The organism is Streptococcus orisasini (genome assembly GCF_001431045.1).
GTDB lineage: Bacteria > Bacillota > Bacilli > Lactobacillales > Streptococcaceae > Streptococcus > Streptococcus orisasini.
Genome location: NZ_BCLE01000003.1, coordinates 37,874 through 64,259 on the forward strand (window position 1 = coordinate 37,874; position 26,386 = coordinate 64,259).

Sequence of the window (26,386 nt, forward strand, 5' to 3'; positions counted from 1 at the left end):
TCAAGTATTGACTGCTCTTTAAAACAGAGAACCATCTTAGGCAAGATGATTCTCCTTGATAACGCGTTCTAATTCTGTAAATACAGGCTCGCTCATAGCTGGAATCCGATAAAGAATCGGTCCTGCTTCAACAACTGGAATCGGTAAGGTAAAGCCTAAATCCGTTTTAGCAATCGGAGTGAAAATATCATATTTACTTACCATTTCCTCAGTGATGTCCTTAACCATAACCGCATCACAGTGAACATCATAGCCACGTTCCCCAAGCTGATTTTCAATAGCATCTTTAATTTGATGGCTTGAATTTACGCCTGCACCACAGGCAGCTAAAATCTTAATCATGTTAAAATACTCCTTTTGCTTTTAAATAATTTTCAATAGCATCTTCATCAGTTAATTCCTGCAGATGCGGCAAGTTCCCTTTGGTAACAAAGAAATCCATCAATTGAGAAAGAACTTCTGTTTGACCATCATTTCGGTTGTTGATGATAAAAAAGAAATCACTGACCTGACACTCCTCTTCAGGATTAATCATGTGTTTAAAGTTTAGACGAGACTCATTTCTGACGTAAACGACTTGAGTTCTCAAGCAATACTCAACCTCAGTATGCGGAATAGCAGCATACAAGATATCAGAGCCATCGCCTAAGTCAATTTTCAATCCTGTGGGAAACTCCTTTTCCCTTTCCTTCAGCGCCTCACAGTATCCTTGTGTGACATAGCCTTCTGATTTTAGTTTGTCGGCTACTGTTTCAAACAAAGCTTTCTGTGATTCTGCTTTTGTTAATAAAATGTTGCGAAACACTTTGTCTCCTTTCTTTTTGAATTACAAAGTGAGAACAGCAGATTGTTTAAAAATGTTTTAAAATGTTGTTCTTTTTTGTTTGTTATCGTTTACATTTTTGATTATATTCCTTATCAAATCACTTGTCAACAGTTTTTTGCTTATTTTTTCATAATTTAAATGTTTTTTTAATATTTAAATTCAGTTTAAGAAACTGGTAGAATTCAAAGCTAAAATTCATCAGAGATGGTTTTGAATTCAATATAAAAAATGATATAATAAACCTATCTTGTTATCTCTACTGAAAAGAACTGTATTTTCTTTAGATTTAAACATCGTTCAATAAATATTTACTCACATTTATTTCCAACTCAACAACAAGAAGTTGCCTCTGCTTTTGAAATAAGGCAACGAAAATTTACAAACAAGGCCTAATCCCTTGATACGAAAGGAATCTTAAAAATCTTATGATGAATATGCAAAACATGATGAAACAGGCGCAAAAACTCCAAAAACAAATGGAGAAAAAACAAGCTGAATTAGCTGATACTACTTTTGTTGGTAAGTCGGCCCAAGAACTTGTGACAGCTAGCTTCACAGGTGACAAGAAGCTTGTTTCTATCGACTTTAAAGAAGCCGTTGTTGATCCTGAGGACATTGAGACTCTACAGGATATGACAGTTCAGGCTGTCAATGATGCTCTCAGCCAAATTGAAGAGGCAACACAAAAAACAATGGGCGCCTTTGCTGGAAAATTACCATTTTAAAATTCGTCAAAAAGATAGTATAAAAAAAGCCCAGCCAACTGGGCAAAATAGGGCTTGAAAAATAAGACAGTGACTGTTTATCTGCCACTACTTGGGTCTATCGGGTCAATACTCAATAAAAATCAAAAATAGACTAGGCGACGGGCTGCATGCTGTACTAGGGTAGAGCAAAGTGAAGGCAACAACCTATAGTTTTGATTTTTGAAGAGTATAAAGGAGGCGGGACTTTTTGTCCCAGCCTCCTCTTTTATTTGCCAAACAATCTCGCAAAAAAGCCTTTTTTGATGCCTTCCTGCTGATTTTGAATTTCTTCAACTTCTGCCTTAGCCTCATCCAGCTCCAGTTTCAGCTGTTCCTTATCTTGCATAGCTGTTAGGGTCAGCTGTTGCTGCTGATCAATTTGTTTATCCTTTTCAGCAATCTGAACATCCTTGATGCGCAGCTGCTCATCCTTTGACTGCAGCTGGCTGTCTTTGGCCTTCAGCTGCTCATAAAGGCGTGTAATTTCAGTATTTTTTTCATCAATTAAAATTTCAAGAAATTCCCGCTGCTTAACTTCTTCACTGACTGGCTCATCTTCAAAGATGGTCTTTTTATAAATTTCCTCTAATTTGATAAGGCCTGCACGATTAACAACCGTAACCCCCTTATCATTTTTTTCAACGTATTCTTCAGGAAAAGATTTAACACGGTTATTAACCGCTTGTCGGCTCACTCCCAGAATTTCAGCCAATTCGCTGACTGTCTTTTCAATTGCCATAATATCCTCATTTTTACAGAATTTATACTATGAAAATAGTATCACATCACCCTTAATCTGTCAATTTATGGCAGGAAAACCAACACTTTTAAGGAATCTGTCAAAGCCAGTAAAATTATGCTAGAATGGATGTATGACACATTTTGATACTATTGTTATCGGCGGCGGTCCTGCCGGTATGATGGCCAGCATCTCTGCCGGTTTTTACGGCCAAAAGGTTCTCCTCATTGAGAAAAACCGCAAGTTGGGCAAAAAGCTCTCCGGCACTGGCGGCGGTCGCTGCAATGTTACAAACAACGGCACTCTTGATGACCTCATGGCAGGCATTCCTGGCAATGGACGCTTTCTCTACAGCGTCTTTTCCCAGTTTGACAATCATGACATTATCCATTTTTTTGAAGAAAATGGGGTAGCCCTGAAAACTGAAGATCACGGGCGCGTTTTCCCAACGACAGATAAATCACAGACTATTATCCGCGCTCTGGAAGCAAAAATCCAAGAAACTGGCGGCACTGTTCTGACTAATACAGAAGTCACTTCAGTCAAGAAAAAGGACAGTCTCTTTCAGGTCAAATCAAAAGATGCAGCATTTACCTGTCAGAAACTGATTGTTACAACCGGCGGAAAATCTTATCCATCGACCGGCTCAACAGGATTTGGCTATGAAATTGCCCGCCATTTCAAGCTGGAAGTGACTTCCCTTGAAGCGGCTGAAAGTCCGCTGCTGACAGACTTCCCCCATAAGGCCTTGCAGGGAATTTCACTTGATGACATCACCCTTAGCTGTGGCAAACACCGTATAACTCATGATCTGCTCTTTACGCATTTTGGTCTGTCCGGTCCTGCTGCACTTCGCCTGTCCAGCTTTGTCTCCGGCGGTGAGACAGCTAATCTGGACTTTTTACCACAGATGATGCCTGCTGAGCTGCTCAGCTATTTTCAGAAAAATCGTGAAAAGTCCTGCAAAAATGCTCTCAAGGGTTTGGTGCCCGAACGCGTGGCTGACTTTCTGACTGCAGACCTGCCAGACAAGATTAAACATTTGTCTCCAGCCCAAACACAAGAACTTGCAGATAAGCTTAAAAAATTGCCTATCAAGATTACCGGCAAAATGTCTCTGGCCAAATCCTTTGTTACCAAAGGCGGAGTCGATCTTAAAGAAATCAATCCTAAAACACTGGAAAGCAAAAAAGTACCAGATCTCTTCTTTGCTGGCGAGGTCTTAGATATCAATGCTCACACAGGTGGTTTCAACATCACGTCAGCCCTGTGTACTGGCTGGGTGGCTGGCAGCACATCTTGGTGATTAAAACAGGGCAGCAAAAACTAGCTAGCAAGCAAACTTTTGCAGTTTTTACTAAATGCCAGATAAAGTTTACTGCTTAGCTTTTTTTGCCAGCTTAATCCTCACTTCATCTCTAATAGCTTCCAGTCTTTTTAGTTGATTGACTTGATGAAGACCGTAAGCAATACCATAGGCCGAGGTGACAAAGCGCGGAACAACTTTGCAGCAGATTTCTTCTTCGAAGCGATAAAAGAAAAGATTGTATGAACTACAGCGGCCTTGGGCAAAATCATTGAGCACATAATCGCTGAGCAGCTGAACACTGTCTGCTAGACGGTTTAGGCCCTTGCTGTTAGAAATGCTGACATTAAATTCTGTGAAATCCTGTAAAGGATACAAGGAAATGCTTATTTTGGCTTCCTCTTCTGATTCTCCGCATATCTCCAAACCGTCAAAAGTTCTTCTATCTAAAGCTGCATAAGCATCCACATCCTTAAATCCTACAATCTGTGAATGCGGATGTCTGAGACTTCCGCCCGATAAGGGACCAAAATTACGGAAAAGAACAACACTGTGGTATTTCCCACAAGCTTCCAGTTCTGCCCATTTTTCAAACATAAAGGTGAAAAGCTGATGGTTAACGGTCAAATCATAAGCAGAAATGTCACCATCGTGCCAACTGGACTCAATAATCAAGGTCTGATAGCTGTCCTGCAAAACTGGAAATTTATTTTCAACCCAAATCATGTCTTTTTTCGTATCTAAAATTTTGCCAAGCTCTGTCTGGTCGCAAAAAGGACAAACGTCCTTGTTGCTAGGTTTCTGACTGGCAATAGCTGTATTGAATATGAGCTTACGATAGGTCATAACTTTTCCTTTTCTAGATATTTATGAGATTATTCTAGCATATTTTTTCATTTTTAAAGTAAAAAGAGATTGGGACAGACCTGCATGATGGCTTTCTAAATGTCATCATACAGATCTGTCCCGCTTTCTTTTTATGAGTGCCAAACATTTTTCTTATCAGGTATTTATTTCACAGATAAGTGTCGTAAGCAGCATAAGTCTTTTCATCAAACAAGACCCATTCGATAAGGTCAAACGTGTCTGGATGTTCCTTAAGATAGGATCTAACTTCAGAACAGGCAATTTTGGCCGCTTCATCAAGAGGAAAATGATAGACGCCTGTTGATATGGAAGGAAAAGCAATCTTGCGGATACCATTCTGAGCCGCCAGCTTCAACGATTCCCGATAGCAAGAGGCCAGCAGTTCAGCTTCGTTTTTTCCGCCTCCCTGCCATGCAGGACCAACAGTGTGAATAACGTAGCGGCAAGGAAGCTTATAGGCCTTGGTCAGCTTTGCTTGACCGGTCTTACAGCCTCCGAGCTTGCGGCACTCTTCAAGCAGTTCTTTGCCCGCAGCCCTATGAATCGCTCCATCTACACCGCCGCCGCCCAGCAATGTTTGGTTGGCTGCATTGACGATAGCATCAACGTTTGTGACCTTGGTAATATCCCCTTGAATAATTTTTAACATACAAACCTCAACTAATGTTTTCACATGAAAAATAATAGATACATGGCTTCAATTTATTTAAAACAGCAGACGAACAACGGCCATGGCCGCAATTCCTGTTAAGACAGCATAGAGTAAATTTTTGGACTTATAGGCAATGTAAAAAGCAGGCAGACTGGCTAAGACTTCCAGCCAGTGCACTTGCGGGAAGCGCCCGACCTTTTCATCAAGAAGACTAGAAAAAGTCAGCGCAAAGAGGATACAAACAGGCAGGTACTTAAGAAAACGCACCGCAATATCCGGCAGCCCCTTATATTTGACTAGAATAAAAGGCGCAATCCGAGGCAGCCAACTGACCGCAAATCCCAATAAAACAGCAGTTAAGACATAAGAATCAAGACTCATCCAGCACTACCCCCACTCCGCAGCCAACCAAAGTTGAACACAGCACTGCCAAGGCTTCTGACAGCAGCATCGAAAGCAGCACAAAACTCACTGCGACACTTGCCAAAACAAGAAAAATCTTTTTGGCGCTGTCTGTCAGCACCATAGCATCAAACTGGCTGACTAAAAGCCCGATAAACATGGCAATCAAGGCAAAATCAAGACCGAAATTTTCTGGGTTGGGAATGGTGTTGCCCAGTAAAGTTCCTGCAATACTGGCTCCCACCCAGGCCGAATAGCTCAGAAGATTATTGCCATGCATCCAGCTTGTTTGGATGTTTTTATTGTGGACATTTTCTCCCAGCAAGACACCGTAACTTTCATCAGTAATCAGGGTGCCAATAGCAATATTCTGCCAAAGGCTGGACTTGGTAAAAATCGTCGTTGCATGCAGGCTCATAAGCATATTGCGCAAGTTAACCAAAAAAACAGTCAGAGTAATCGTTCCCAAATCTGCACCTGAAACAAACATCGCAACCATGGCAAACTGGGCTGAACCACCATAAACTAAGAGGCTCATCAAACCAACCTCTAAAGGAGACAGACCGGCAGCTGCTGCCACAATCCCAAAGGCCAGTCCTATTGAAATGTAGCCTAGTGCTGTCGGTGCAGCAGCCTTCATTCCTTCCCAAAATCCTTTTTCGTGCATCAAATCCCTCACAATTTATCTCATATTTTTCATTATAGCACATAAAAATACTCTTGAATACGAAATCAAGAGTATTTTCACCTACTTCCTTTTAGAGCTTATCTTCCTCTATTGCCTCAATCATATCCAGCCTTTTTTGATGGCGGCCGCCTTCGTATTCTGCATTCAGCCAGCTGTCTACAATCATCTTGGCCAATTCAAGCCCTACGACACGCGCTCCAAAAGCAAGAATATTACTATTGTTGTGCTCGCGGGAAAGCTTAGCCGAATAAGGTTCACTACAGATGACACAACGAACACCTTTGACTTTATTGGCTGAGATTCCGATACCGACTCCCGTGCCGCAAATCAAAATGCCCTTGTCAACTTGACCGCTGACGACAGCTTGAGCAACTGCCTGAGCTGATAGAGGATAGTCAAAACGCTCTGTACTGTCTGTTCCAAAATTGAGGACCTCATAACCGTACTTTTCTCTGATATAATCGCTGATAGCTTTTTTATAAGCTACAGCGACATGGTCATTGCCAATTCCTATTTTCATAATTTTCGCAGCTCCTTTATTAATTCATGATAAGTTTTTTCTTTACCAAAAAGTGCACTGGTTCCCAAAACAAAGCCATCACAACCCATTTTTGACAGTTCAGCTATTATTTGCGGACTGCAGGCGCCGTCAATAATGACTTTGTAATGGTATTTCTTCTTCATTTCAAGAAACATTTTAATCTTCTCTTTAACTGTCACAAGGAATTGCTGTCCAGCAAAGCCTGGATTTACTGTCATTATCAACAGATAATCACACAGATGCAAGACTTCTGCTACAGCCATCGGAGCCGTATCAGGATTAACAGCCAGCCCGGCCAGCTTCCCTCGGCTTTTGATATAGGCCAGCGTCTTTGAAACATAGCGCTCACTTTCAGGATGAATATAAATCAGATCAGCACCGGCATCAATGAACCAGTCGATCTTGCTGCTGGGATTTTCAATCATGAGATGGCAGTCCACCATTTTGTCAGTATTTCGGCGAACCGTTTCAATAGCCATCATTCCCATTGCCATATTAGGGACAAAACTGCCATCCATCACATCGCAGTGAAAGATGTCCACACCAGCCTGATCAAGTTCTCTTACTTCCTGTCGGAGTTTTCCGAAATCAGCGCACATTATGCTGGGACACAGTAATTTTGCCATAGTTTTCCTCCCTTTTAAAGCAAAGAATCCAACTCCTGAAAATTTCAGAAATTGGATTCTAATCATTATAAGCAGGTATCAATTGACTTTTAAAGAAACAATCTCATCAATCAAGGGATCAAATCGGTCAGAAATCACAGTAAGATGTTTCAGATCAAATGCCTTAACATTTGAGGTTTTATGAAATTTCGAGCTGTCACACAAGAGAAATAACTGATTAGAGTGCTCTTTGACAATTCTTTTTTTAACCGCTTCTGCCAATGTTGGAGTCGTTCCACCACTGATTTTTGACAAGCCATTTATACCCAAGAAAGATTTATCAAAATACAAACCACCTAAATTTTCCTCAGTCAGACTTCCTTTCAAGGAAGATGTTTTAGGATTATATTCGCCTCCCAGCAGAATAATTTTGGCAGCAATCGAGTCATGAAAGCCCAAAATATCCGTGTTGGTCGTATAAATCGTTATTTTCCTGTCAAAAATCTGTTCAAAAAGAGCAGAGCAAGTGGAACCCGAATCAAGATAAATAATATCACCGTCTGCAATCTCTTTAGCAGCAATTTCAGCAATTTTAGCCTTTTTATCACTGTTTAAAGTAGTCTTTTGTGAAATCGGTAATTCCCTGACTGTCGAATTGAGTTTGACTGCTCCTCCTGACAAAGCTTCAATCTTACGAGCTTTTTCCAATTCTTTTAAATCCCGTCTTAAAGTTGAAATTGACACACCGCTTATCCATTTTTGCAATTGATCAATTTTTACAATTCCTTTATTTTCAATAACTTCTAATATTTTTTGCTGTCTTTCATATGGTATCATTATCAGTCACCTTCACCTCATAATAATAATGATACCACAATTGCTTGGCATTTTCATTTACGCCAACTTATCTTCTTTGTCTGTAAAAATGTAACCCAAAATGGCGCCAACAATCACTGAAATTCCAAGACCAATAATGCCGTTGATAACATTCACATTGCCAGCAATGAAAGCTGGGAAAGTTGTAACGCTGCCAAACACAAAGGCATTTGTTACGACCTTTGTGAAGCCTAGATATGCTCCACCAACAGCACCGCCAATAATTTGAGCCAGAAACAGCTTCTTATTTTTTACCAATAAACCAAACAAAGTTGGCTCAATAATGGCTGATAAAGCTATGGTTACCGCACCAGTCAGGGCGAAATTTTTCAGATTTTTATCTTTTCCTTTGAGATAAACACCCATAGCTGTTCCAATAACGGCAAAGTTACAAGCAAAGGTCAGAGGACAAATATAATCAAAGCCGTTTTGAGAGATATTATTAATCATAATCGGATTGACTGCCCAGTGAATACCAAAACTTACCAGCACACTCCAGCCACCGCCGATGACAACTCCTGTTAAGAGGCCGCTTCTTTCAATCAGCCAGTTCACACCATTAGCAATTAATTCACCGCCATACACACCCATAGGTCCGATAACAATTACCGTTAAGGGCACCATGATTAATAGAGAAATCAAGGGCACCATAACTAATTTCAGTGTCTCAGGAATGTGCTTATCCAGCCATTTGTAAAGATAAGAATAAGCCCAGATGGTTAAAATAACAGGCACAACCGTTGAATTATAATTCATCAGAACAACTGGAATTCCAAAGAAATCAGTCATCGCACCGTTCCCTGTTTTCCCCATCAGGGCAATAAAATCCGGATGCAAAAGGGCGGCACCAATCAAGGCAGAAATATAAGGACTGGCACCAAAGCGTCTGGCAGAAGTAAAGGCCAGCAAAACAGGCAGAAAGTAGAAAACACTCATCGACGCAGCAAATAAGATGGTATAGGTTCCACTTTTTTCACTCACCCATCCCAGTTGCACTGCAAGAATAAGCAGACCTCTTAAAATACCAGAACCAGCTAAGGCCGGCAAGAGAGGCGCAAAAATTCCAGAAATTGCCGCGAAAATCTTACTGATAAGATTGCCTCCTTCTTCCCCTCCTTCATCGAGACTATTATTGTCATTTCCTTTGACCAAGATTTCAAATTCATCATAAACATGCGGAACTTCCGTTCCAATTAGAATCTGATACTGGCCAGCCTTGTTGATAAGATCCACGACTCCATCAACATTTTTGATTGCTTCATCATCCGCTTTAGAACTATCTTTTAAGTTTAAACGCAGCCTTGTCGCACAGTGTGTCATGTTCAAAATGTTTTCAGGACCGCCAATATGACTTAAAATGTCTCTAGCTGTTTTTTTGTAATCGACCATCTTTTTCTCCTTTAATCTGAAGGAAAGGCTAAATTCCCTTAAAAAAATCAAACATCAGCTGGCTTGCTGCCACTGCATCATTCTTATCAATGACAGACTGTATATATTCCAACCCCATCTTATCGATTAAATGCTCAAAATGCTCAATCATCTTTATGTTTTGTTCACATTCCTTTGAAGCATCCTCTATAACAGGAAAGGTATCAAAATAAATAACCCCATCAAAGTCGTGCTTTTTCAAATAATATAAGAGTTCCAGCGTCTTAAAAGGTGTCGAGGTTCCTATCATAAGCCCGTCGTCATTAAGACCATAGCCATCATTGAGATGAATGCCGTAGAGTTTCTTTCGACTGCCAAAAATATCCGCAGCAAAGGCTGGATTTTCATGTTTCATCAGCATATGGCAATAGTCCAGTGTCACACCGACATTTTCTCTGTTGACATCGTTCAGCATCATGCCCGTCACACCCATGCTGTCAATAAAAGCATAAGCCCGGGGTTGGAAAGGCTTGTATTCAATGCTGACTTGCAAGTCAGGAGCATAGTCAGCAATCGCTTGATAGGCAGCTGTCAGCTGCTGCCAAACTTTTTGATAGTTGATTTGAAAACTGTAATCAAATCCATCAAAGCCCAGCCAAATAGTAATGACTTTACCTCCTGCTTGACGGCAGTAATCCGCAGCATCCTTGCACAGCTGCAAAGCTTTTTGAGCAATCTGAGGGTTGGCATTCCCTAATTCGCCATTAATAAACTGTTCTCTAAAACGCAGGGCAAGCCCGTTTAGCCTTAAATTATTGTCAGCCAACAGAGCCTTCATCTCTTTTGCCTCATAACCTTTCACATGTTCTGGATAGTTGAGGTCTACATATCCTAGACCAAGCTTTCTGAAATGTTTGAAAACTTTCTTGATATCGTTATTGTTTACTGGCAAAAACGAATTGATACGTGTGGCTAATTTCATCATATCTCCTTTCTATGTAGCTACACGTTCATTATAATCTTTTTATTAAACGTTTTCAATCATTTTTTGTCATTTTTTTTAATATTTTTTCAAATATTTTCGTATTTTGCCAAATCCTATTCAAAAAATAGACTAGGCGACAAGCTGCTGGCTGTACTAGGGTAGGGCAAAGTGAAGGCAAGAACCTATATGATTTTTAAAGAGTATTAAAAGAAAAATAAAAACAGCCCAAAATCAACTCATCAACGATAGTGATTTGGGCTCCCTATTTTAATATTATTTTATTGCAAGCTGTCAAAAGTCAAACTTGGCTGAGCATTTAAATCCAGTTTTGCAAAATTTCCTTTGGCATACTCAACAGCTCCCGCATAAGCAATCATGCCTGCATTGTCTCCGCAAAGACGAAGCGTCGGAATCAGAACAGTTACATCCTTTATTTCTTCTTTCAAACGCTCTCGAAGTCCCTGATTAGCGGCTACACCACCTGCCACCACCAAGTTTTTGACAGGATATTGCTCCAAAGCTTTTTTCGTTTTTGTTAAAAGAATGTCTAAAACTGCTGCTTGAAATGAAGCACATAAATCTTCCACGGGCAGCTCTTCTCCTTTTTGCTGAGCATTGTGATGAAGATTAATAAAGGCCGATTTCAGTCCGGAAAAAGAAAATTCCAAATTATCTTCCTTAATCATAGCACGCGGGAAATTGTAAATATCTTGTCCCTTGTGAGCTAATTCGTCAATCTCACGTCCGGCAGGGTAAGTCAGTCCCATGACACGACCTACCTTGTCATAAGCTTCTCCCACTGCATCATCACGTGTTTCACCGATAATTTTATACTGTCCTGCTTCTGATACATAAACCAGTTCAGTGTGACCGCCTGATACCAAAAGCGCCAAAAGCGGGTATTGTAAATCAGCAATACTCTGCGCTGCCATGAGATGGCCAGCCATGTGATTGACCGGAATTAAAGGAAGCCCGTACGCCCAGGCAAAAGCCTTGGCAGCTGCCATTCCAACCAGCAGGGCTCCTACAAGGCCGGGTCCATAAGTCACAGCAACAGCTGACAAATCTTCTGCCTTGATGTCAGCTTCTTTTAAGGCATCCTGAATACACAGCGTAATAACCTCCACATGATGACGGCTGGCTACTTCAGGTACTACCCCGCCAAAGCGCTTGTGGCTCTCTACCTGACTGGCAATAATATTGCTTAAAAGCTGGTTGCCGTTTTTCAAAACAGCAACACTGGTTTCATCACAAGATGATTCAATAGCTAAAATATATGTATCTGTCATTAGTTTTCTTTCTTTTTACTTTAATAACCTACTAAACCTTCACGTTTCATCAAAATAGCATCTTCTCTAGGATGGTGATAATAATCCTTTCTTTTAGCAACAGCCTGAAAACCGAATTTTCGATAAAGAGCCTGAGCTGCTTGATTGGAAGCTCTGACTTCCAAAAAGACAGGAAGCTGTTCATCTTTTATAAATGCAGTCATAAGCTGACTGCCTAAACCCTGCTTCTGGTAAGCCTTTTTAACAGCCAAATTTGTCAGCTCTAATTCTCCCACTAAGTGCTGAATGGATAAGAAGCCTACAATTTCCTTATCATCATAAACAAAAAAGTAGTCTGCATCCTGACGGTTCATATCTGCCAGAATCTGTTTTTGGGTCCAAGGAGAAATCTTGTAAACATCTTCTAAGATAGTAAAGACAGCAACGGCTGTTTCTTGATTCTTTTCATCTCTCATCATTACACCCGCTTGATATAAGAAGAATCAGAATCCTCATGAGTCTTGAGCCAATTTTCCTCTGCTTCTACTCTTTTAAGATATTTAGGAACAAAGGCATTGACATCAACTGCCGGCAGATACTGACCGACTTTACCAATTTCAACAGCAGACGGTAAAACTTCCAGAACCTGGGCTTGGGGAAAATTCTGTAAAATTTCCTCACGAAAAGCAGCCACCTCTCCTACAAAGGTCAGTTTTTGCCTTCCCTGCAAATGCTCTAAAACATCCTGAAATGAAGCATGTCTATCAGCTTCCACAGCTCTGCCATTTTCATAAAAGCCAACATAAACATTATGCCGTCTAGCATCCATAATAGAAACAGTCAGCCCTTCATAGGCACCGCTAAGAGCGAGTGATTTCAAACTAGAGACACCTACCAAATCAATCCCCAGTGCATAAGCCAAAGTCTTAGCTGTTGCTACAGCCACGCGCAGACCTGTATAAGATCCGGGACCCTCAGCAACTACAATCCTGTCTAAATCCTGAGGCGTCAGATTAACGGATTGCATCAAAAAATCAATTGTCGGCATCAAACTGATACTGTGGTTTTTCTTAATATTCAAGGTCATAGCTGCCAAACACTTTTCGTTTTCCAAAAGAGCAACTGACAGAGCCTTGCTTGATGTGTCAAAGGATAAAACTTTCATAGGGTTCCTTTCATTCCTTTTCATCCCAGAGTGAACGGCGCTTGAGCTTTTCTTCATAAGAGCTGCCTGTGATATAAGCTTTCAAGGATTGGGTGAGCATTTCAATTTCTGGGTATTGCTTTTCTAGTTTTTGGTCAAAAGCACTTTCGCACTCTTCAACCTTAGGAAGTAATTCTTGACCTGCTGTTGTTAAAGAAAGAAGGGAGCTGCGCCCGTCATTAGCCGATCTTTCTTTAGTGATCAAGCCTTTCTTAATAAGCGATTGTACCAGCCGACTAGGACTTTTTTCTTCGCAAATAAGAAGATTTCCTAATCCTTTCAAGGACAAGGGGGCGTGTTTTCCTAATACAACAATGACTTCTCCCTGATTAGGAGTTATCCCCAAAGGCTCCAATAGCCTGCTTAACTCTTTCATGGCACTTCTTTCTGCACTTCTAAACAAGTACCTAAACTGAGAACCTTTTAATGACATTACGCATTTCCTTTTTAAACATAAGATTAATCTCTTTTCTATTTTACACTAGTTTGGCTAAATTGTTGACAATTAATTATTAAAAATATAAAATGACTTCAAAAATAGATGACATGTCATCTATTTTTGAATGACCTTTTTACGTTTTCTAAATTATTCAAATCAGAAAAGGAACTTATCATGACAGAAACTGCTGTATCAAAAAATCAAAGAACTGTTAAACATGCTTTCGTGACCGGTGCTACTGGTCTTTTAGGCAATAATCTTGTTCGTGCTTTACTTGAGCAAGGTATAAAAGTCACTGCTTTAGTGCGTTCCATAGAAAAAGCTAAGCTGCAATTTGGCGATTTGCCAATCCGATATGTTAAAGGAGACATTCTTGATCCGGAAAGCTATCGTTCTTACTTATCCGACTGCGATAGTCTTTTTCATACGGCAGCTTTTTTCCGGGATAACCATAAAGGTGGAAAGCATTGGCAGGAACTCTACGATACCAATATCACAGGAACTATTAATCTAATGCAGGCTGCTTATGACGCCGGCATCAGATCAATAGTTCATACTTCATCTATTGCCGTACTAAAAGGTGAGCGCAATCAGCTTATTAATGAGACCATGTCACGAAATGCGGATACCAAGCTTAATTACTACCGCAGCAAAATTTTAAGTGAGAAGGCTGTAGATGACTTCCTAAACAAGCATCCTAATCTTTTTATTTGCTATGTTCTGCCTGGTTCTATGTATGGTCCTGGGGACATGGGACCGACAGCTACCGGACAGCTGATTTTGGATTACATGCAGCAAAAATTACCAGGTATTATCACCAAAGCTAGTTATAGTGTCGTTGATGCCAGAGATGTTGCTGCCATTCATATTTTAGCCCTAAAATACGGACGCAGAGGCGAACGCTATTTGGCAGCAGGCCGTCATATGACTATGGAAACCATTGTCAAAACTTTGGAAGAAACTACAGGCATTCCTGCTCCCAAACGCCATATCCCAATTTTTCTGGTTCAAATCTTAGCACAATGGAATGAGCTTTATCATAAAGTTACTGGTAAACCTGTTCTAGTCAGCAAGGAGGTTGTAGATATTACAGCAGAAGAATATCTTCGGACATATTTTAACCATGAAAAAACTGAACAGGAACTGGGTGGACAATTCAGACCGTTTGAAGAAACTTTGTTAGATACTGTCCGCTGGTACCGCAATCATGGCTATCTGAACTAATATTTAAAAGGAGCTTTTCTATGGAAAACTTAAGACCTTTGGGACACTCAAACCTTCTTTTATCTCCTATAGGACTGGGAACTTGGCAATTCAGCAATCAGGGCAAAAACTGGTGGAGATCTGTTAGCAGTCATTTGGTTTATGATATCATTAAGGCTTCTTTGCAAGGTGGAATTAACTGGCCGATCCATGCACATGGCAGCACCGTTTTTGCTATCTCTGGTGCCAGCACTCTCAAACAAGCCCAAAGCAATCTTGAAGCACAAAACTTTAGGCTGACAGAAGCTGACCTGCAAAAATTAAGCGAAATCAGCGATAGGCTTAGTTAGTGTCTGTATTTTGTTTAAATATCAAATTAACTATAAAAAGATAAGTTGTTAAGCTACTTCTGCCTAAGTTATCTACAGACACAAACAATTTATCTCAATATTTTTACTAACGTCTCAAATTATGGTATAATCTTAATAATTGCAACGAATCAAGGTTAAATCTATTACTCATAAAAATTTCATAGTTTCTTGTCAAATATAGCAAGGTCTCATATTTGACCGATTTTTTGTAGTTTGGATTAATCATGATATAACAGAAAGGAATAAAATGATTTACAAAGTTTTTTATCAAGAAACCAAAGATCGCAGTCCACGTCGTGAACAGACAAAAGCTCTCTATCTCGATATTGACGCTAAGGATGAGCTTGAAGGTCGCATTAAGGCTCGTCAGGCAGTTGAAGAAAATACTGCTTACAACATTGAACTCATAGAACCTCTTTCCGATAAGCACCTAGAATATGAAAAAGAAACAGGTGCCTTTGAGCTAACGGAGTTCTAAGATGGCAAATATTAATTTAAAAGCTGAAGAAGTCGGTGTTTATGCTATCGGCGGATTAGGCGAGATTGGTAAAAATACTTACGGAATTGAATATCAAGATGAAATTATTATTGTTGATGCCGGAATAAAATTCCCTGAGGAAGATCTTCTTGGCATTGATTATGTCATTCCCGACTATTCTTATATTGTAGACAACATTGACCGCATCAAGGCTCTTGTTATTACCCACGGCCATGAAGACCACATTGGTGGTATTCCCTTTCTTCTAAAACAGGCCAATATTCCTATTTATGCGGGGCCTTTGGCGCTTGCGCTTATTCGTGGAAAATTGGAAGAACACGGCCTTTTGCGCGATGCAAAATTGTACGAAATCAATCACAATACTGAATTGACCTTTAAAAATCTCAGTGTTACTTTCTTTAGGACTACTCACTCCATACCAGAGCCCTTAGGCGTTGTTATTCATACCCCTCAAGGAAAAATTGTCTGTACCGGAGACTTCAAATTTGATTTCACACCAGTTGGTGAGCCAGCAGATATTCATCGTATGGCAGCTCTTGGCGAAGAGGGAGTTCTTTGCCTATTATCAGATTCAACCAATGCTGAGGTTCCAACTTTTACCAATTCTGAAAAAGTTGTTGGACAGTCTATTATGAATATCATTGAGGGGATTCATGGACGGATTATTTTTGCGTCTTTTGCCTCCAATATTTTCCGTTTGCAGCAGGCCGCTGAAGCAGCTGTAAAAACAGGCCGTAAAATTGCTGTATTTGGCCGCTCTATGGAAAAAGCTATTGTCAACGGCATTGAACTAGGTTACATAAAAGTACCTAAAGGAACCTTCATAGAACCTAACGAAATCAAAGAATACCATGCTAGTGAGATTATGATTATGTGTACAGGAAGCCAGGGAGAATCTATGGCAGCTCTGTCGCGAATTGCTAATGGTACACACCGGCAGGTTCAGCTGCAGCCCGGTGACACTGTCATTTTCTCATCCAGCCCTATTCCTGGTAATACAACCAGCGTCAATAAGCTGATCAATACTATCCAAGAAGCTGGCGTTGAAGTCATCCATGGCAAAGTCAACAATATCCACACATCTGGACACGGCGGACAACAGGAACAAAAGTTAATGCTGCGTCTTATCAAGCCAAAATACTTCATGCCCGTGCATGGAGAATACCGTATGCAGAAAGTTCATGCTGGACTGGCTATTGATACAGGTGTCCCTAAGGATAATATCTTTATCATGGAAAACGGTGATGTTCTGGCCTTAACTAAAAATTCTGCCAGAAGAGCCGGGCATTTCAATGCTCAGGACATTTATGTTGACGGAAACGGTATCGGTGATATCGGTGCAGCTGTCCTGCGCGATCGCCGCGATCTCTCTGAAGACGGTGTCGTTTTAGCCGTAGCCACTGTTGATTTCAAAACTAAAATGATTTTGGCTGGTCCAGATATTCTTAGCCGCGGCTTTATTTATATGCGGGAATCTGGCGACCTTATTCGCAGCAGCCAACGCATTCTTTTCAATGCTATTCGTATCGCTTTAAAAAATAAAGAAGCCAGCATTCAATCCGTCAACGGAGCTATCGTTAATGCACTCAGACCTTATCTTTATGAAAAGACTGAGCGCGAACCTATTATCATCCCTATGATTTTAACTCCTGACAAACATTAAATTTAAAACGAGGTCTATTCAGCCTCGTTTTTTCAGTTTTATAAAAACAAAAGATCCAAGTAGTTCTTAGCTGCTCAGCAACATTGAACTGTCTTGAATCTTTTTTTATCATTAATTAGCATAAATATAGCTGACAGTACCAGGCGTTCCGCTGTTATTTGGATCAAACCAGCCGCGGTAATTATCAAGCCACTGCTGATCTTTATAATTTGATTCCAGCACCTGAACTTTACCATCTTCGCCAACAGCTGTGACATAAGCGACGTGTCCATAACCACCATCTGTCCAGCACATGATTGATCCTACGGCTGGCGTGTTGCCGACAGTATAACCTTGTGCTGCTGCGCTGGCAGCCCAGTCACCGCCATTGCCCCACCAATCGCCAGCCCAAGTTGCGACTTCTTTTACTCCCCAAGTACATTGACCAACGGGATAAGTATTACCATCAGCTGGTGCTGCTTGTGTAGTGGCCTGATTTTGACTGCCATCTGCTGGTGCTGCCTGAGTATTGTCAGGTGCTGTTGTTCCATTAACAGTCAAGGTTTGCCCCGGCAAAATTAGACTAGTAATATCTTTTCCATTAAGTGCTGCTAGCTCATAAACATCCATATTATATTTTTGAGCAACACTGAAAAATGAATCTCCTTCTTGAAGGGTATAGGTATCTGCACTAGTTATTTTATTTCCTAAAACAACTGTTGCTGCCGTAGCTGCAACAGTAAAAGTTGCTTTTTTTAAAAATTGGCTTTTCATAACTATTATTCCTAACATCTCCTTTTAGTGATAATAACATCATATCGAATAATTATTTCAAACTTTTTAAGAAAAAGAACTTTTTCCATTACTAATTGATAACAAGAAAAAAAAGATGGTTGCCCATCTTTCATTCGGCAACCATCATTCTGAGGCTTTGATCAATTTTTTCTGCTGTTTTGCGGCCTTCACGAATTCCCCAGATAACGAGACTAGGGCCGCGACGGGCATCGCCTGCAACAAAAACTTTTTCATTGCGGGTTGAATAGTCATCGTAGACACATTCTACTTGGAATTGGTCAAAGAGAGCTTTTTCAGCACCGGTGAAGCCCATGGCTAGAAGAACGAGGTCTGCTTGGATAACACCCTCTGTTCCTTCAATGTTTTTAAAACCTGGACCAACTTTAACAGTTTTAGCAGCAGTTACCTGACCATTTTCACCAAGAAATTCTACTGTTGATGTAGTATAATCCGTCAAATCAGTAGACTGAACAAAATTGGCTTCTTCCTGTCCATAACCTGTGCGGTTAATCATTGGATACTGCGGCCATGGATTTGTTGGAAGACGCTTTTCAGGCAGCTGCGGCGTAATTTCCAACTGTTTAACACTGGCAGCGCCCAAACGAACAGCTGTACCAATACAGTCATTCCCAGTATCACCGCCGCCGATGACCAAAACATGCTTGCCTTCAAGCGAACGAGGCAGCTGCTTGTCTTCACTGTCCAAAAGCGTCTTAGTTGTTTCCGTCAAGAAATCAACTGCGAAGCGAATGCCTTTTAAATCACGTCCCGGAACATCCAAATCACGGGGAACACTGGCACCAGTCGCCAAGATAACACGGTCAAATTTATCTAGCAGCTCTTCTGCAGTGATATCACGGCCAATTTCTGTATTAGCAACAAAATTAATACCAATCTCAGCCATGGTGTCAATGCGGCGCTGAACAATTTTTTTATCCAACTTCATATTAGGAATCCCGTACATGAGCAGACCACCAAAACGATCCGAACGTTCAAAAACTGTCACACTGTGTCCCAGTTGATTGAGGCGCCAAGCTGCTGATAAACCAGCCGGACCCGAACCAACGACAGCTACTTTAAAGCCAGTCCGCTCAATTGGTCGGCCGGAATCAGCTACCCAACCCTCTTCGAAAGCATTATCAATGATAAAACGTTCATTATCATGAATGGTAACGCCAGCACCGTTTAAGCCTTCTGTACAGGCCTTTTCACAAGGAGCTGGGCAGACACGCCCTGTCATTTCCGGTAAAGGATTGGTTCGCGTCAGCCGCTCAAAAGCACGCCTGAAATCGCCTTTATAAACTAAATCATTCCATTCAGGAATCAAATTATCATTTGGACAGCCGGAAACAGCACGACCGCCGCCATAAAATGTTCCCTCATGGCAAAAAGGAATTCCGCAATTCATGCAGCGAGCCGCTTGCTTCTGGCGCTCTTCAACGGATAGAACTCTCTGCAGTTCTTCAAAATCTTTGATACGCTCGCTAACAGGACGATAGGGATTGTCCTTGCGTTCATATTTTAAAAATCCAAATGGATCTGCCATCTCATTTTCCTCCTGTTACACTAGCCAGCAAAGCTTGCCGTTCTTGCGCTGTGGCATCGCCGCCAGTGGCTACTTCAAATGTATGCAATTCAAGTTCATCACCGCTCATGCCTTTTTGACTGAGAGCATATTCAATATCATTAATGTCATGGAAATCACTTGGGTAAACTTTGATGAATTTCTTCACTTCTTCATCCCAGTTGTCCAGAAGACGCTTAGCCTTGGCACTGCCTGTGTATTCATAGTGTTTTTCAACCATATCTTTTAAGATGTCATCTCCGCGCGTTTCACCGACAGCGTACAAGTCAACCATGTCCATGTTAACTTTTTCCTTAAAGTCTCCGTTGGCATCATATACATAGGCTACACCGCCGCTCATACCGGCAGCAAAGTTACGTCCTGTTGTTCCAAGAATAACAGCCACACCGCCAGTCATGTATTCACAGCCATGGGCACCGACACCTTCAACAACAACTTTTGCTCCCGAATTACGAACACAGAAGCGCTCACCTGCACGGCCTGCAAAATAAGCTTCACCCTTGACAGCACCAAAGAGGGAAACATTACCGACAATTGGTGAATTTTCAACATCGTAGGCTGCATCATGCGGAGGCTTGACAATTAAACGTCCGCCTGACATGGATTTTGCAATGTAGTCATTTGCTTCACCGACCAAAGTATATTCCAGACCTTGTGTAATATAGCTGGCAAAACTTTGTCCGGCAATTCCCTTATAATGATATTTAATCAGGCCTTCCTTAACAGAATCATTGCCATAGCGCTCTGCCATCCAGCCGGCCATGCGGCTTCCAACCGAACGGTCCACATTATTAATGGTCTTTTCAACAGTAACACTGATACCTTTTTCGATAGCTGCTGCAGCAAAACCATCCAGTTCTTTCCATTGGCGTTCTTCAGCAAAAGGATCTTCATTTTTCCGTTCAATCGGGAAACTATTGCCAATAACCCTTGAAAAATCAAGAGATTTTGCCTTACCTTGTGCCACAAATCTTGATTTCAAAACTTCTGCATGGCCAACCATTTCATCAACAGAACGAAAGCCCAATTCAGCCATGTATTCCCGCAATTCTTCTGCTAGGAAAGTCATCATGTTGATTACATGTTCTGGCTTGCCTGAAAAATTCTTGCGCAATTCAGGATTTTGCGTTGCAACCCCGACAGGACAAGTATTGAGTGAGCACACGCGCATCATGACGCAGCCAACTGAAATCAGAGCCAAACTAGCAAATGAATATTCCTCTGCACCTAATAAGGTGGCAATAGCAATATCGCGGCCTGTCATTAATTTCCCATCTGTCTCTAAAGTCATGCGCTGACGAAGACGGTTGAGCGATAAGGTCTGATGAGCTTCAGCCAAACCCATTTCCCACGGAAGCCCCGCATCGCGAACAGAATTGCGCGGAGAAGCACCTGTACCACCGTCATAGCCTGAAATAACTACCTTATCAGCACCCGCTTTGACACAGCCGGTAGCAATGGTACCAACGCCTGTGCTTGAAACTAATTTAACATTGATTTTGGCATAAGGATTGATAGCCTTCAAATCATAAATTAACTGTGCCAAATCTTCAATAGAATAAATATCATGATGGGGCGGTGGCGAAATCAAGCGTACACCCGGGGTTGCTCCGCGAATCTCAGCAATCCAAGGGAAGACTTTTTGACCAGGAAGCTGGCCGCCCTCACCAGGCTTAGCTCCCTGTGCTAATTTGATTTGTAATTCTTCTGCAGACATGAGGTATTCTGCATTGACACCAAAACGTCCGGAGGCAACTTGCTTAATTTTAGAATTAATATTGCGGCCATCAGCTTGTGGCTTGAAGCGTTTGCGGTTTTCACCACCTTCGCCAGAGTTTGATTTGGCTCCGATAGAGTTCATGGCTTGAGCAATTGTTTCATGCGCTTCCTTAGAAAGGGAACCAAAACTCATGGCACCAACTTTAAAACGTTTTACAATTTCCTTGGCTGGTTCAACTTCTGATAGATCAACTTTGGGCCGCTTAGAATCAAATTCCCAGAGAGACCGCAGAGTCGTCGGCTGTTTTAGAGCCTCATTATCCAATTCGGTTGAGTATTGCTTAAAGAGGCCGTAGTCCCCGCGGCGAATAGATTGTTGGAAATTATAAATAGACCGTGGGTTAAAGAGATGGTATTCTCCATCTGTCTTATATTGGTAGGAACCGCCAGAAGGCAGGAAATCATTGGCTCTTGAACCAAAGGCAAAATCAACACGCTCCAGATACTCTTTTTCGATTTGATTTAAGGTCAGCCCTTCAATGCGCGTAGCTGTTCCTCTGAAGTATTGGTTAACAACGTCAGAAGAAAGACCGATAGCTTCAAAAAGCTGAGCTCCTTTATAGCCAAGTATCGTTGAGATTCCCATACGGCTCATGACTTTAACAATCCCTTTTTCGGCAGCTTTACGGTATTTTTCAAAAGAATCGCTGATCTTATCAAAGGCCGCTAAGGTTGCATAGGCACCATAAGGGTGGATAGCTGTCGCACCAAAACCAACCAAGGTCGCAAAATGATGAACTTCAAAAGCCTCTGCCGTATCAACAACAATCGAAAATTGACTGGCTTTCCCTTTGACAACCATGTAATTATTCAGACCGGAAACCGCCAGTAAAATAGGAATGGCTAAGCGGCCTTTAGTGACACCACGGTCTGACAGGATGATAATCTTACTGCCTTGGTTGACTGCCTCGTCGGCCTTTTTGAAAAGATCTTCCAAGGCATACTGCAGACGGTTATTGTCAGAATCGCCCAAATCATAAACAGTTGATAGGGTTGTTACCTTGTAACGCTTATCTGTCAGATTGGCTAATTTTGCAAAATCCTGACTGGAAAGCACAGGACTGTCAACCTGAACCTTGATACAATTATCAGCACTGTCTTGGCGAATATCGCCATCACCGCCTAAAAAGACTGTCGTCGAAACCACTAACTGCTCACGAATGGCATCAATAGGAGGATTGGTTACTTGAGCAAATTGCTGTTTAAAGTAAGTGAAAAGAGATTGCGGTTTCTTTGATAATACTGCTAAGGGACTGTCAAAGCCCATTGAAATAACAGGTTCTTCCCCTTTTTCTGACATGGGCAGAATAACCGTCCGAATGGTCTCATCCGTATAACCAAAAATCTTCCACATTTGATTAACATCATAATCATTGACAATTTCTTCCTGCTCAGCAAATTCATCCAAGAGAGCAATATTCTCTTTTACCCACTCTTGGTAAGGATGCTGTTTAGAATAATGTTCTTTAACGCCTTCGTTCTTTAATACCAAGCCTTTTTTGGTATCAATTAACATCATATTGCCGGGACCAAGAACCCCTTTTTCAACAACTTGGCTGGGCTCTATGTCAACGACACCGGATTCACTTGAACAAATCAAGAAATTATCTTTGGTGCGGGAATAGCGGCTGGGGCGAAGACCATTACGGTCCAAACGAGCCCCAACCATTTCACCGTCAGTAAATACCAAAGCAGCCGGACCGTCCCAAGGAGCAACAAAACTAGATGCATACTCATAAAAAGCCGTTAATTCTTTAGAAAGTCCTGCATCTTTTCCCCAGGCTTCTGGAACCATCATCAGCAAGCTTTGCGGAATATCGCGGCCATGACGGTAAAGATACTCCAGACAGTTTTCCAGCTTAGCAGAGTCTGAATTTTCTTCATTATAGACTTCAATTTGATGGCTGTGCATCCAATTTTCAGCCCCACGAAGCGTGTTGATTTCCCCATTATGTGCCAAAAAACGAAAAGGCTGTGCACGATCCCAAGATGGGAAAGTGTTTGTTGAAAAGCGAGAATGAGTTAATGCAATGTGTGATTTAAACAGTTCATCTGACAAGTCAGGATAAAAGAGACGAACCTGAAAGGCATGCAGCATGCCTTTATACACAATGGTCTTACTTGATAGGGAACAAATAAAGAGCTCATCTGCAGCAAAAGTTTTTTCTAGCTTACGGCGCAAACGGAAAAGTCTGTCCTCAAACGCGCGTCCGCTGCTTGTTTCAGTCGGTTTTTCAATAAAGAGCTGCACAAAACTCGGCATAATTTCCTGAGCAGCCGGACCGCAATTATCATAATTAAAAGGGACATCACGCGACAGCAGTATGTTAAAACCTAATCTTTTGATTTCACTAATCAGACTGTCTGCTAAAATGGTTTTTGCCACCTTATCCTGAGGAAGAAACAATTGGGCAACGGCATAGTCTCCCAATGGCGGCAAATCAACATCCTCCTCTTTAGCTTTCAGTCGGAAAAATTCATCCGGCATAGCCAGCAGCATACCGGCACCATCACCAGTATCAGGCTCAGCACCGGTACCGCCGCGATGGTTCATTCTCTCTAACATCGTTAAGGCATAATCAACCAGCTGATGGCTGGCAACCCCATCAATCTGAGCAACAAATCCCATACCACAGGCGTCCGATTCGAAGGACGGATCCCACAAGGTAGTTTGCTGTGCCTTTTTAATAACCTCTCTCATACGTTCACTCCTAACCAAGTTTAACCAAATCTCTTTTTTTGAATAGACGATTAAATTATATCACATATTTATGCAGAAGGACAGAATATCGTTAAAAAATTCTGAAAATTCAATTATTTATTAGACAAAAAAACAGCCATAACTGGCTGCTTTTTGCTTAGTAAAGATCCAAATAGCTATCAACTTCCCATTGCGATACAAAGGCAGCATAGCTGGACCATTCAATACGCTTAGCCTCAAGGAAACTTGTATAAATATGATTGCCTAAGGCCGCTTTAACCACTTCATCTTCTTGTAAAGCTTTCAGCGCATTGTGAAGAGTTGACGGAAGATCCGCAATGCCAGCTGCTTTACGTTCTTCAACAGTCATCACATAAATATTCGATTCTACAGGTGCTGGTGCTTCAATTTTGTTTTCAATACCATCAAGTCCAGATTCTAAGAGGACAGCCAAGGCTAAATAAGGATTAGCTGTAGGGTCAACTGAACGCAATTCCAAACGTGTGCTAACACCTCGTGAAGCAGGTACGCGGATCAGCGGAGAACGATTGCGGCCAGCCCATGCGATATAAACTGGAGCTTCATAACCAGGAACTAAACGTTTGTATGAGTTAACAGTTGGATTCATGATAGCAGTGTAACTGTAAGCATGTCTCACCAAACCGCCCAAGAACTGATAAGCCGTTTCAGACAGCTGCATTCCTTTTGGATCTTTTGGATCAAAGAAAGCATTTTTACCATCATTGTCAAACAAGGACATGTTACAATGCATTCCTGAACCATTAATACCAAATTTAGGTTTAGCCATAAAGGTTGCATACAAGCCATGTTTACGAGCGATTGTTTTAACAACCAATTTGAACAGCTGAATTTTGTCACAAGCAGTTAGAACATCAGCATATTTAAAGTCAATTTCATGCTGGCCAATAGCCACTTCGTGGTGACTAGCTTCGACTTCAAATCCCATTTTAGTCAGGACATTAACAATCTCGCGGCGTGTGTTATCTGCAAGATCCGTAGGTGCCAAATCAAAGTAGCCGCCCTTGTCATTTACTTCAGTAGTAGGATTGCCAAATTCATCCATTTTGAAAAGGAAGAACTCAGGTTCTGGGCCAAGGTTAAAGGATTTAAAGCCAAGCTTTTCCATATGACGCAAAGCTTTTTTTAAATTACCGCGCGGGTCACCGGCAAAGGGTTCCCCTTCTGCTGTATAAATATCACAGATTAACCCAGCAACAGCTCCGTTTTCATCTCCCCAAGGGAAAACAGTCCAAGTATCAAGATCAGGATAAAGGTACATATCTGACTCATTAATACGTACAAAACCTTCAATTGAAGAACCATCAAACATCGCTTTATTTGCAAGTACTTTATCTAATTGTTCGTCAGTAGCTGGAATTTCTACATTTTTCATTATCCCCAAGATATCTGTAAACATTAAACGGAGGAAAGTAACATTTTTCTCCTTAACTTCGCGACGAATGTCTGCTGCTGTGATTGCCATAACGGCCTCCTTTTAAAAATTAAATTTCACGTTACGCATTTACATACGTAAGCCACCAAGATGTTGGGTCGGACTTGAAAAACGGCCCTGATTTCGGAGTTCGTCATGTAAGATCCGTCGAACATCCGCATCTGTCAAAGCTTTTTGCTTCTTCAGAGCACGATCTTTGCGATCCGCATACTCTCTCTTGATAGCTGCGATATTTAACCCTTCATCCAAGAAGTCTTTGATTTCCAGTAAAACATCCATATCATTCAGCGAGTAAAGGCGTCGATTTCCAGAACTGCGATCCGGGGTCAGTAATCCTTGATCCTCATAATAACGAATTTGACGAGCTGTTAAATCCGTCAGTTTCATTACAGTCCCGATAGGAAAGACTGCCATTGATCGCCTAAGTTCTTTTTCTTTCATGATTTCCTCCTTTCATTGTCTATTATATTCTGAAAATTTATGACTGTCAAGCCTTTATGTCAGATTTTCTAACATAAACTTCAAACTTTTTCTTTCTTGAAAAATTTTCGTATTTTATCAATATCTGAATTAACAGTGATAGCAATGAAAACACCCACAAAAGTTTCAAAAATTCTTGCAAAAACATAAAGGATTGTCTCATCCCTAGGAATGGACAAGGTAATAATAAGCAAGGCTGCAACTCCACCGATAATTCCTGTTTTATTGTCCACAGCAACATTGGTCATAATAGTTAACATGGTGAATATTGGAACAAAAACAACTGTGACCCAGTAATCATAATGAAATAGACTATTGATAAGAAAAAACACAAGCGAGTAAATA

The 26,386-nt window shown here is 41.2% G+C and carries 27 protein-coding genes and 2 pseudogenes; 7 read left to right on the plus strand and 22 right to left on the minus strand.

Annotated features, from left to right (window positions below):
• Window positions 1-36 precede the first annotated feature (36 nt).
• Window positions 37-342, minus strand: coding sequence for a PTS sugar transporter subunit IIB (locus SCSH_RS00395; protein ID WP_057489931.1), 306 nt, complete (start codon window positions 340-342; stop codon window positions 37-39).
• A 1-nt stretch (window position 343) separates the two neighbouring features.
• Window positions 344-805 (minus strand): PTS sugar transporter subunit IIA, encoded by a 462-nt coding sequence (locus SCSH_RS00400; protein ID WP_057489932.1) that lies wholly within the window; start codon window positions 803-805, stop codon window positions 344-346.
• A 446-nt stretch (window positions 806-1,251) separates the two neighbouring features.
• Here SCSH_RS00400 and SCSH_RS00405 point away from each other — a divergent pair, with 446 nt between their 5' ends.
• On the plus strand, window positions 1,252-1,551 hold the full coding sequence (locus tag SCSH_RS00405; RefSeq protein WP_057489933.1) for a YbaB/EbfC family nucleoid-associated protein: 300 nt from the start codon (window positions 1,252-1,254) through the stop codon (window positions 1,549-1,551).
• Window positions 1,552-1,798: 247 nt separating this feature from the next.
• Here the strand turns inward: SCSH_RS00405 and SCSH_RS00410 are convergent, their stop codons facing one another.
• Window positions 1,799-2,311: a DUF536 domain-containing protein gene (locus tag SCSH_RS00410; protein ID WP_057489934.1), complete on the minus strand. Its 513-nt coding sequence runs from the start codon at window positions 2,309-2,311 to the stop codon at window positions 1,799-1,801.
• Window positions 2,312-2,444: 133 nt separating this feature from the next.
• Here SCSH_RS00410 and aao point away from each other — a divergent pair, with 133 nt between their 5' ends.
• Complete coding sequence (gene aao, locus SCSH_RS00415) at window positions 2,445-3,617, plus strand: aminoacetone oxidase (RefSeq protein ID WP_057489935.1); 1,173 nt, start codon at window positions 2,445-2,447, stop codon at window positions 3,615-3,617.
• Between the two features lie 69 nt (window positions 3,618-3,686).
• Here aao and SCSH_RS00420 read toward each other — a convergent pair whose 3' ends face one another.
• The 13 genes from SCSH_RS00420 to SCSH_RS00480 all read right to left on the minus strand — a co-directional run bounded on the left by SCSH_RS00420 (window position 3,687) and on the right by SCSH_RS00480 (window position 13,506).
• The gene (locus SCSH_RS00420) at window positions 3,687-4,463 is read right to left on the minus strand and encodes a DUF4931 domain-containing protein (protein WP_057489936.1); all 777 of its coding nucleotides are present in this window, start codon (window positions 4,461-4,463) and stop codon (window positions 3,687-3,689) included.
• Window positions 4,464-4,632: 169 nt separating this feature from the next.
• Window positions 4,633-5,133: an O-acetyl-ADP-ribose deacetylase gene (locus SCSH_RS00425; protein WP_057489937.1), complete on the minus strand. Its 501-nt coding sequence runs from the start codon at window positions 5,131-5,133 to the stop codon at window positions 4,633-4,635.
• Window positions 5,134-5,190: 57 nt separating this feature from the next.
• Window positions 5,191-5,517, minus strand: a complete 327-nt coding sequence (locus SCSH_RS00430; protein WP_057489938.1) for an AzlD domain-containing protein — start codon at window positions 5,515-5,517, stop codon at window positions 5,191-5,193.
• Window positions 5,507-6,205, minus strand: coding sequence for an AzlC family ABC transporter permease (locus SCSH_RS00435; RefSeq protein ID WP_057489939.1), 699 nt, complete (start codon window positions 6,203-6,205; stop codon window positions 5,507-5,509). The genes SCSH_RS00430 and SCSH_RS00435 overlap by 11 nt, the downstream gene beginning before the upstream one ends.
• Window positions 6,206-6,296: 91 nt before the next feature.
• Entirely contained in the window at window positions 6,297-6,746 is a 450-nt protein-coding gene (rpiB, locus tag SCSH_RS00440) for a ribose 5-phosphate isomerase B (protein ID WP_057489940.1), read from the minus strand.
• Window positions 6,743-7,393: a ribulose-phosphate 3-epimerase gene (gene rpe / locus SCSH_RS00445; protein ID WP_057489941.1), complete on the minus strand. Its 651-nt coding sequence runs from the start codon at window positions 7,391-7,393 to the stop codon at window positions 6,743-6,745. Before rpe ends, rpiB begins: the two co-directional genes overlap by 4 nt.
• A gap of 78 nt (window positions 7,394-7,471) precedes the next feature.
• Window positions 7,472-8,209: a DeoR/GlpR family DNA-binding transcription regulator gene (locus SCSH_RS00450; protein WP_057489942.1), complete on the minus strand. Its 738-nt coding sequence runs from the start codon at window positions 8,207-8,209 to the stop codon at window positions 7,472-7,474.
• A 57-nt stretch (window positions 8,210-8,266) separates the two neighbouring features.
• On the minus strand, window positions 8,267-9,637 hold the full coding sequence (locus tag SCSH_RS00455; RefSeq protein ID WP_057489943.1) for a PTS transporter subunit EIIC: 1,371 nt from the start codon (window positions 9,635-9,637) through the stop codon (window positions 8,267-8,269).
• A 28-nt stretch (window positions 9,638-9,665) separates the two neighbouring features.
• The gene (locus tag SCSH_RS00460) at window positions 9,666-10,598 is read right to left on the minus strand and encodes a sugar phosphate isomerase/epimerase family protein (RefSeq protein WP_057489944.1); all 933 of its coding nucleotides are present in this window, start codon (window positions 10,596-10,598) and stop codon (window positions 9,666-9,668) included.
• Between the two features lie 281 nt (window positions 10,599-10,879).
• A complete protein-coding gene (gene tsaD / locus SCSH_RS00465; protein ID WP_057489945.1) occupies window positions 10,880-11,890 on the minus strand; it encodes a tRNA (adenosine(37)-N6)-threonylcarbamoyltransferase complex transferase subunit TsaD in 1,011 nt (336 codons plus the stop codon).
• A 20-nt stretch (window positions 11,891-11,910) separates the two neighbouring features.
• Window positions 11,911-12,348 (minus strand): ribosomal protein S18-alanine N-acetyltransferase, encoded by a 438-nt coding sequence (rimI, locus tag SCSH_RS00470; RefSeq protein WP_057489946.1) that lies wholly within the window; start codon window positions 12,346-12,348, stop codon window positions 11,911-11,913.
• A complete protein-coding gene (gene tsaB, locus SCSH_RS00475; RefSeq protein ID WP_057489947.1) occupies window positions 12,348-13,034 on the minus strand; it encodes a tRNA (adenosine(37)-N6)-threonylcarbamoyltransferase complex dimerization subunit type 1 TsaB in 687 nt (228 codons plus the stop codon). The genes rimI and tsaB overlap by 1 nt, the downstream gene beginning before the upstream one ends.
• A 10-nt stretch (window positions 13,035-13,044) precedes the next feature.
• Complete coding sequence (locus SCSH_RS00480) at window positions 13,045-13,506, minus strand: MarR family winged helix-turn-helix transcriptional regulator (protein WP_057489948.1); 462 nt, start codon at window positions 13,504-13,506, stop codon at window positions 13,045-13,047.
• Between the two features lie 180 nt (window positions 13,507-13,686).
• On the opposite strand from SCSH_RS00480, the gene SCSH_RS00485 reads away from it, so the two are divergent.
• The 5 genes and pseudogenes from SCSH_RS00485 (at window position 13,687) to rnjA (ending at window position 17,248) form a co-directional block, all read left to right on the plus strand.
• Window positions 13,687-14,736 (plus strand): SDR family oxidoreductase, encoded by a 1,050-nt coding sequence (locus SCSH_RS00485; protein WP_057489949.1) that lies wholly within the window; start codon window positions 13,687-13,689, stop codon window positions 14,734-14,736.
• A 20-nt stretch (window positions 14,737-14,756) separates the two neighbouring features.
• Window positions 14,757-14,918, plus strand: a pseudogene (locus tag SCSH_RS11195) (aldo/keto reductase); the annotation flags it as partial.
• Window positions 14,907-15,065, plus strand: a pseudogene (locus tag SCSH_RS11435) (aldo/keto reductase); the annotation flags it as partial. The pseudogenes SCSH_RS11195 and SCSH_RS11435, both read left to right, overlap by 12 nt.
• Before the next feature lie 268 nt (window positions 15,066-15,333).
• Window positions 15,334-15,564 carry a DNA-dependent RNA polymerase subunit epsilon gene (locus SCSH_RS00495; RefSeq protein ID WP_057489951.1) on the plus strand — a complete coding sequence of 77 codons (231 nt, stop codon included), beginning with the start codon at window positions 15,334-15,336 and terminating at the stop codon, window positions 15,562-15,564.
• 1 nt (window position 15,565) lies between these two features.
• Complete coding sequence (rnjA, locus tag SCSH_RS00500; RefSeq protein WP_057489952.1) at window positions 15,566-17,248, plus strand: ribonuclease J1; 1,683 nt, start codon at window positions 15,566-15,568, stop codon at window positions 17,246-17,248.
• Window positions 17,249-17,359: 111 nt separating this feature from the next.
• On the opposite strand, the gene SCSH_RS00505 is transcribed toward rnjA, so the two are convergent.
• From SCSH_RS00505 to SCSH_RS00530, 6 genes are all read right to left on the minus strand, one after another.
• Complete coding sequence (locus tag SCSH_RS00505) at window positions 17,360-18,001, minus strand: COG3942 and LysM peptidoglycan-binding domain-containing protein (protein WP_057489953.1); 642 nt, start codon at window positions 17,999-18,001, stop codon at window positions 17,360-17,362.
• A 130-nt stretch (window positions 18,002-18,131) separates the two neighbouring features.
• Window positions 18,132-19,568: a glutamate synthase subunit beta gene (locus SCSH_RS00510; protein ID WP_057489954.1), complete on the minus strand. Its 1,437-nt coding sequence runs from the start codon at window positions 19,566-19,568 to the stop codon at window positions 18,132-18,134.
• Between the two features lies 1 nt (window position 19,569).
• Complete coding sequence (gene gltB / locus SCSH_RS00515) at window positions 19,570-24,087, minus strand: glutamate synthase large subunit (protein WP_057489955.1); 4,518 nt, start codon at window positions 24,085-24,087, stop codon at window positions 19,570-19,572.
• A 157-nt stretch (window positions 24,088-24,244) separates the two neighbouring features.
• Complete coding sequence (gene glnA, locus SCSH_RS00520; RefSeq protein ID WP_057489956.1) at window positions 24,245-25,591, minus strand: type I glutamate--ammonia ligase; 1,347 nt, start codon at window positions 25,589-25,591, stop codon at window positions 24,245-24,247.
• A gap of 39 nt (window positions 25,592-25,630) precedes the next feature.
• Window positions 25,631-26,002, minus strand: coding sequence for a MerR family transcriptional regulator (locus SCSH_RS00525; RefSeq protein WP_002262486.1), 372 nt, complete (start codon window positions 26,000-26,002; stop codon window positions 25,631-25,633).
• Window positions 26,003-26,082: 80 nt separating this feature from the next.
• Window positions 26,083-26,386: aromatic acid exporter family protein (locus SCSH_RS00530; RefSeq protein WP_503167503.1), on the minus strand; the 304-nt coding region annotated here is incomplete at its 5' end.

Excerpts from the sequence above, each read along its gene's own strand:
- SCSH_RS00395 (WP_057489931.1), bottom strand. The coding sequence starts at position 342 with ATGATTAAGATTTTAGCTGCCTGTGGTGCAGGCGTAAATTCAAGCCAT.
- SCSH_RS00405 (WP_057489933.1), top strand. The coding sequence starts at position 1,252 with ATGATGAATATGCAAAACATGATGAAACAGGCGCAAAAACTCCAAAAA.
- SCSH_RS00410 (WP_057489934.1), bottom strand. The coding sequence starts at position 2,311 with ATGGCAATTGAAAAGACAGTCAGCGAATTGGCTGAAATTCTGGGAGTG.
- aao (WP_057489935.1), top strand. The coding sequence starts at position 2,445 with ATGACACATTTTGATACTATTGTTATCGGCGGCGGTCCTGCCGGTATG.
- SCSH_RS00420 (WP_057489936.1), bottom strand. The coding sequence starts at position 4,463 with ATGACCTATCGTAAGCTCATATTCAATACAGCTATTGCCAGTCAGAAA.
- SCSH_RS00425 (WP_057489937.1), bottom strand. The coding sequence starts at position 5,133 with ATGTTAAAAATTATTCAAGGGGATATTACCAAGGTCACAAACGTTGAT.
- SCSH_RS00430 (WP_057489938.1), bottom strand. The coding sequence starts at position 5,517 with ATGAGTCTTGATTCTTATGTCTTAACTGCTGTTTTATTGGGATTTGCG.
- SCSH_RS00435 (WP_057489939.1), bottom strand. The coding sequence starts at position 6,205 with ATGCACGAAAAAGGATTTTGGGAAGGAATGAAGGCTGCTGCACCGACA.
- rpiB (WP_057489940.1), bottom strand. The coding sequence starts at position 6,746 with ATGAAAATAGGAATTGGCAATGACCATGTCGCTGTAGCTTATAAAAAA.
- rpe (WP_057489941.1), bottom strand. The coding sequence starts at position 7,393 with ATGGCAAAATTACTGTGTCCCAGCATAATGTGCGCTGATTTCGGAAAA.
- SCSH_RS00450 (WP_057489942.1), bottom strand. The coding sequence starts at position 8,209 with ATGATACCATATGAAAGACAGCAAAAAATATTAGAAGTTATTGAAAAT.
- SCSH_RS00455 (WP_057489943.1), bottom strand. The coding sequence starts at position 9,637 with ATGGTCGATTACAAAAAAACAGCTAGAGACATTTTAAGTCATATTGGC.
- SCSH_RS00460 (WP_057489944.1), bottom strand. The coding sequence starts at position 10,598 with ATGAAATTAGCCACACGTATCAATTCGTTTTTGCCAGTAAACAATAAC.
- tsaD (WP_057489945.1), bottom strand. The coding sequence starts at position 11,890 with ATGACAGATACATATATTTTAGCTATTGAATCATCTTGTGATGAAACC.
- rimI (WP_057489946.1), bottom strand. The coding sequence starts at position 12,348 with ATGATGAGAGATGAAAAGAATCAAGAAACAGCCGTTGCTGTCTTTACT.
- tsaB (WP_057489947.1), bottom strand. The coding sequence starts at position 13,034 with ATGAAAGTTTTATCCTTTGACACATCAAGCAAGGCTCTGTCAGTTGCT.
- SCSH_RS00480 (WP_057489948.1), bottom strand. The coding sequence starts at position 13,506 with ATGTCATTAAAAGGTTCTCAGTTTAGGTACTTGTTTAGAAGTGCAGAA.
- SCSH_RS00485 (WP_057489949.1), top strand. The coding sequence starts at position 13,687 with ATGACAGAAACTGCTGTATCAAAAAATCAAAGAACTGTTAAACATGCT.
- SCSH_RS00495 (WP_057489951.1), top strand. The coding sequence starts at position 15,334 with ATGATTTACAAAGTTTTTTATCAAGAAACCAAAGATCGCAGTCCACGT.
- rnjA (WP_057489952.1), top strand. The coding sequence starts at position 15,566 with ATGGCAAATATTAATTTAAAAGCTGAAGAAGTCGGTGTTTATGCTATC.
- SCSH_RS00505 (WP_057489953.1), bottom strand. The coding sequence starts at position 18,001 with ATGAAAAGCCAATTTTTAAAAAAAGCAACTTTTACTGTTGCAGCTACG.
- SCSH_RS00510 (WP_057489954.1), bottom strand. The coding sequence starts at position 19,568 with ATGGCAGATCCATTTGGATTTTTAAAATATGAACGCAAGGACAATCCC.
- gltB (WP_057489955.1), bottom strand. The coding sequence starts at position 24,087 with ATGAGAGAGGTTATTAAAAAGGCACAGCAAACTACCTTGTGGGATCCG.
- glnA (WP_057489956.1), bottom strand. The coding sequence starts at position 25,591 with ATGGCAATCACAGCAGCAGACATTCGTCGCGAAGTTAAGGAGAAAAAT.
- SCSH_RS00525 (WP_002262486.1), bottom strand. The coding sequence starts at position 26,002 with ATGAAAGAAAAAGAACTTAGGCGATCAATGGCAGTCTTTCCTATCGGG.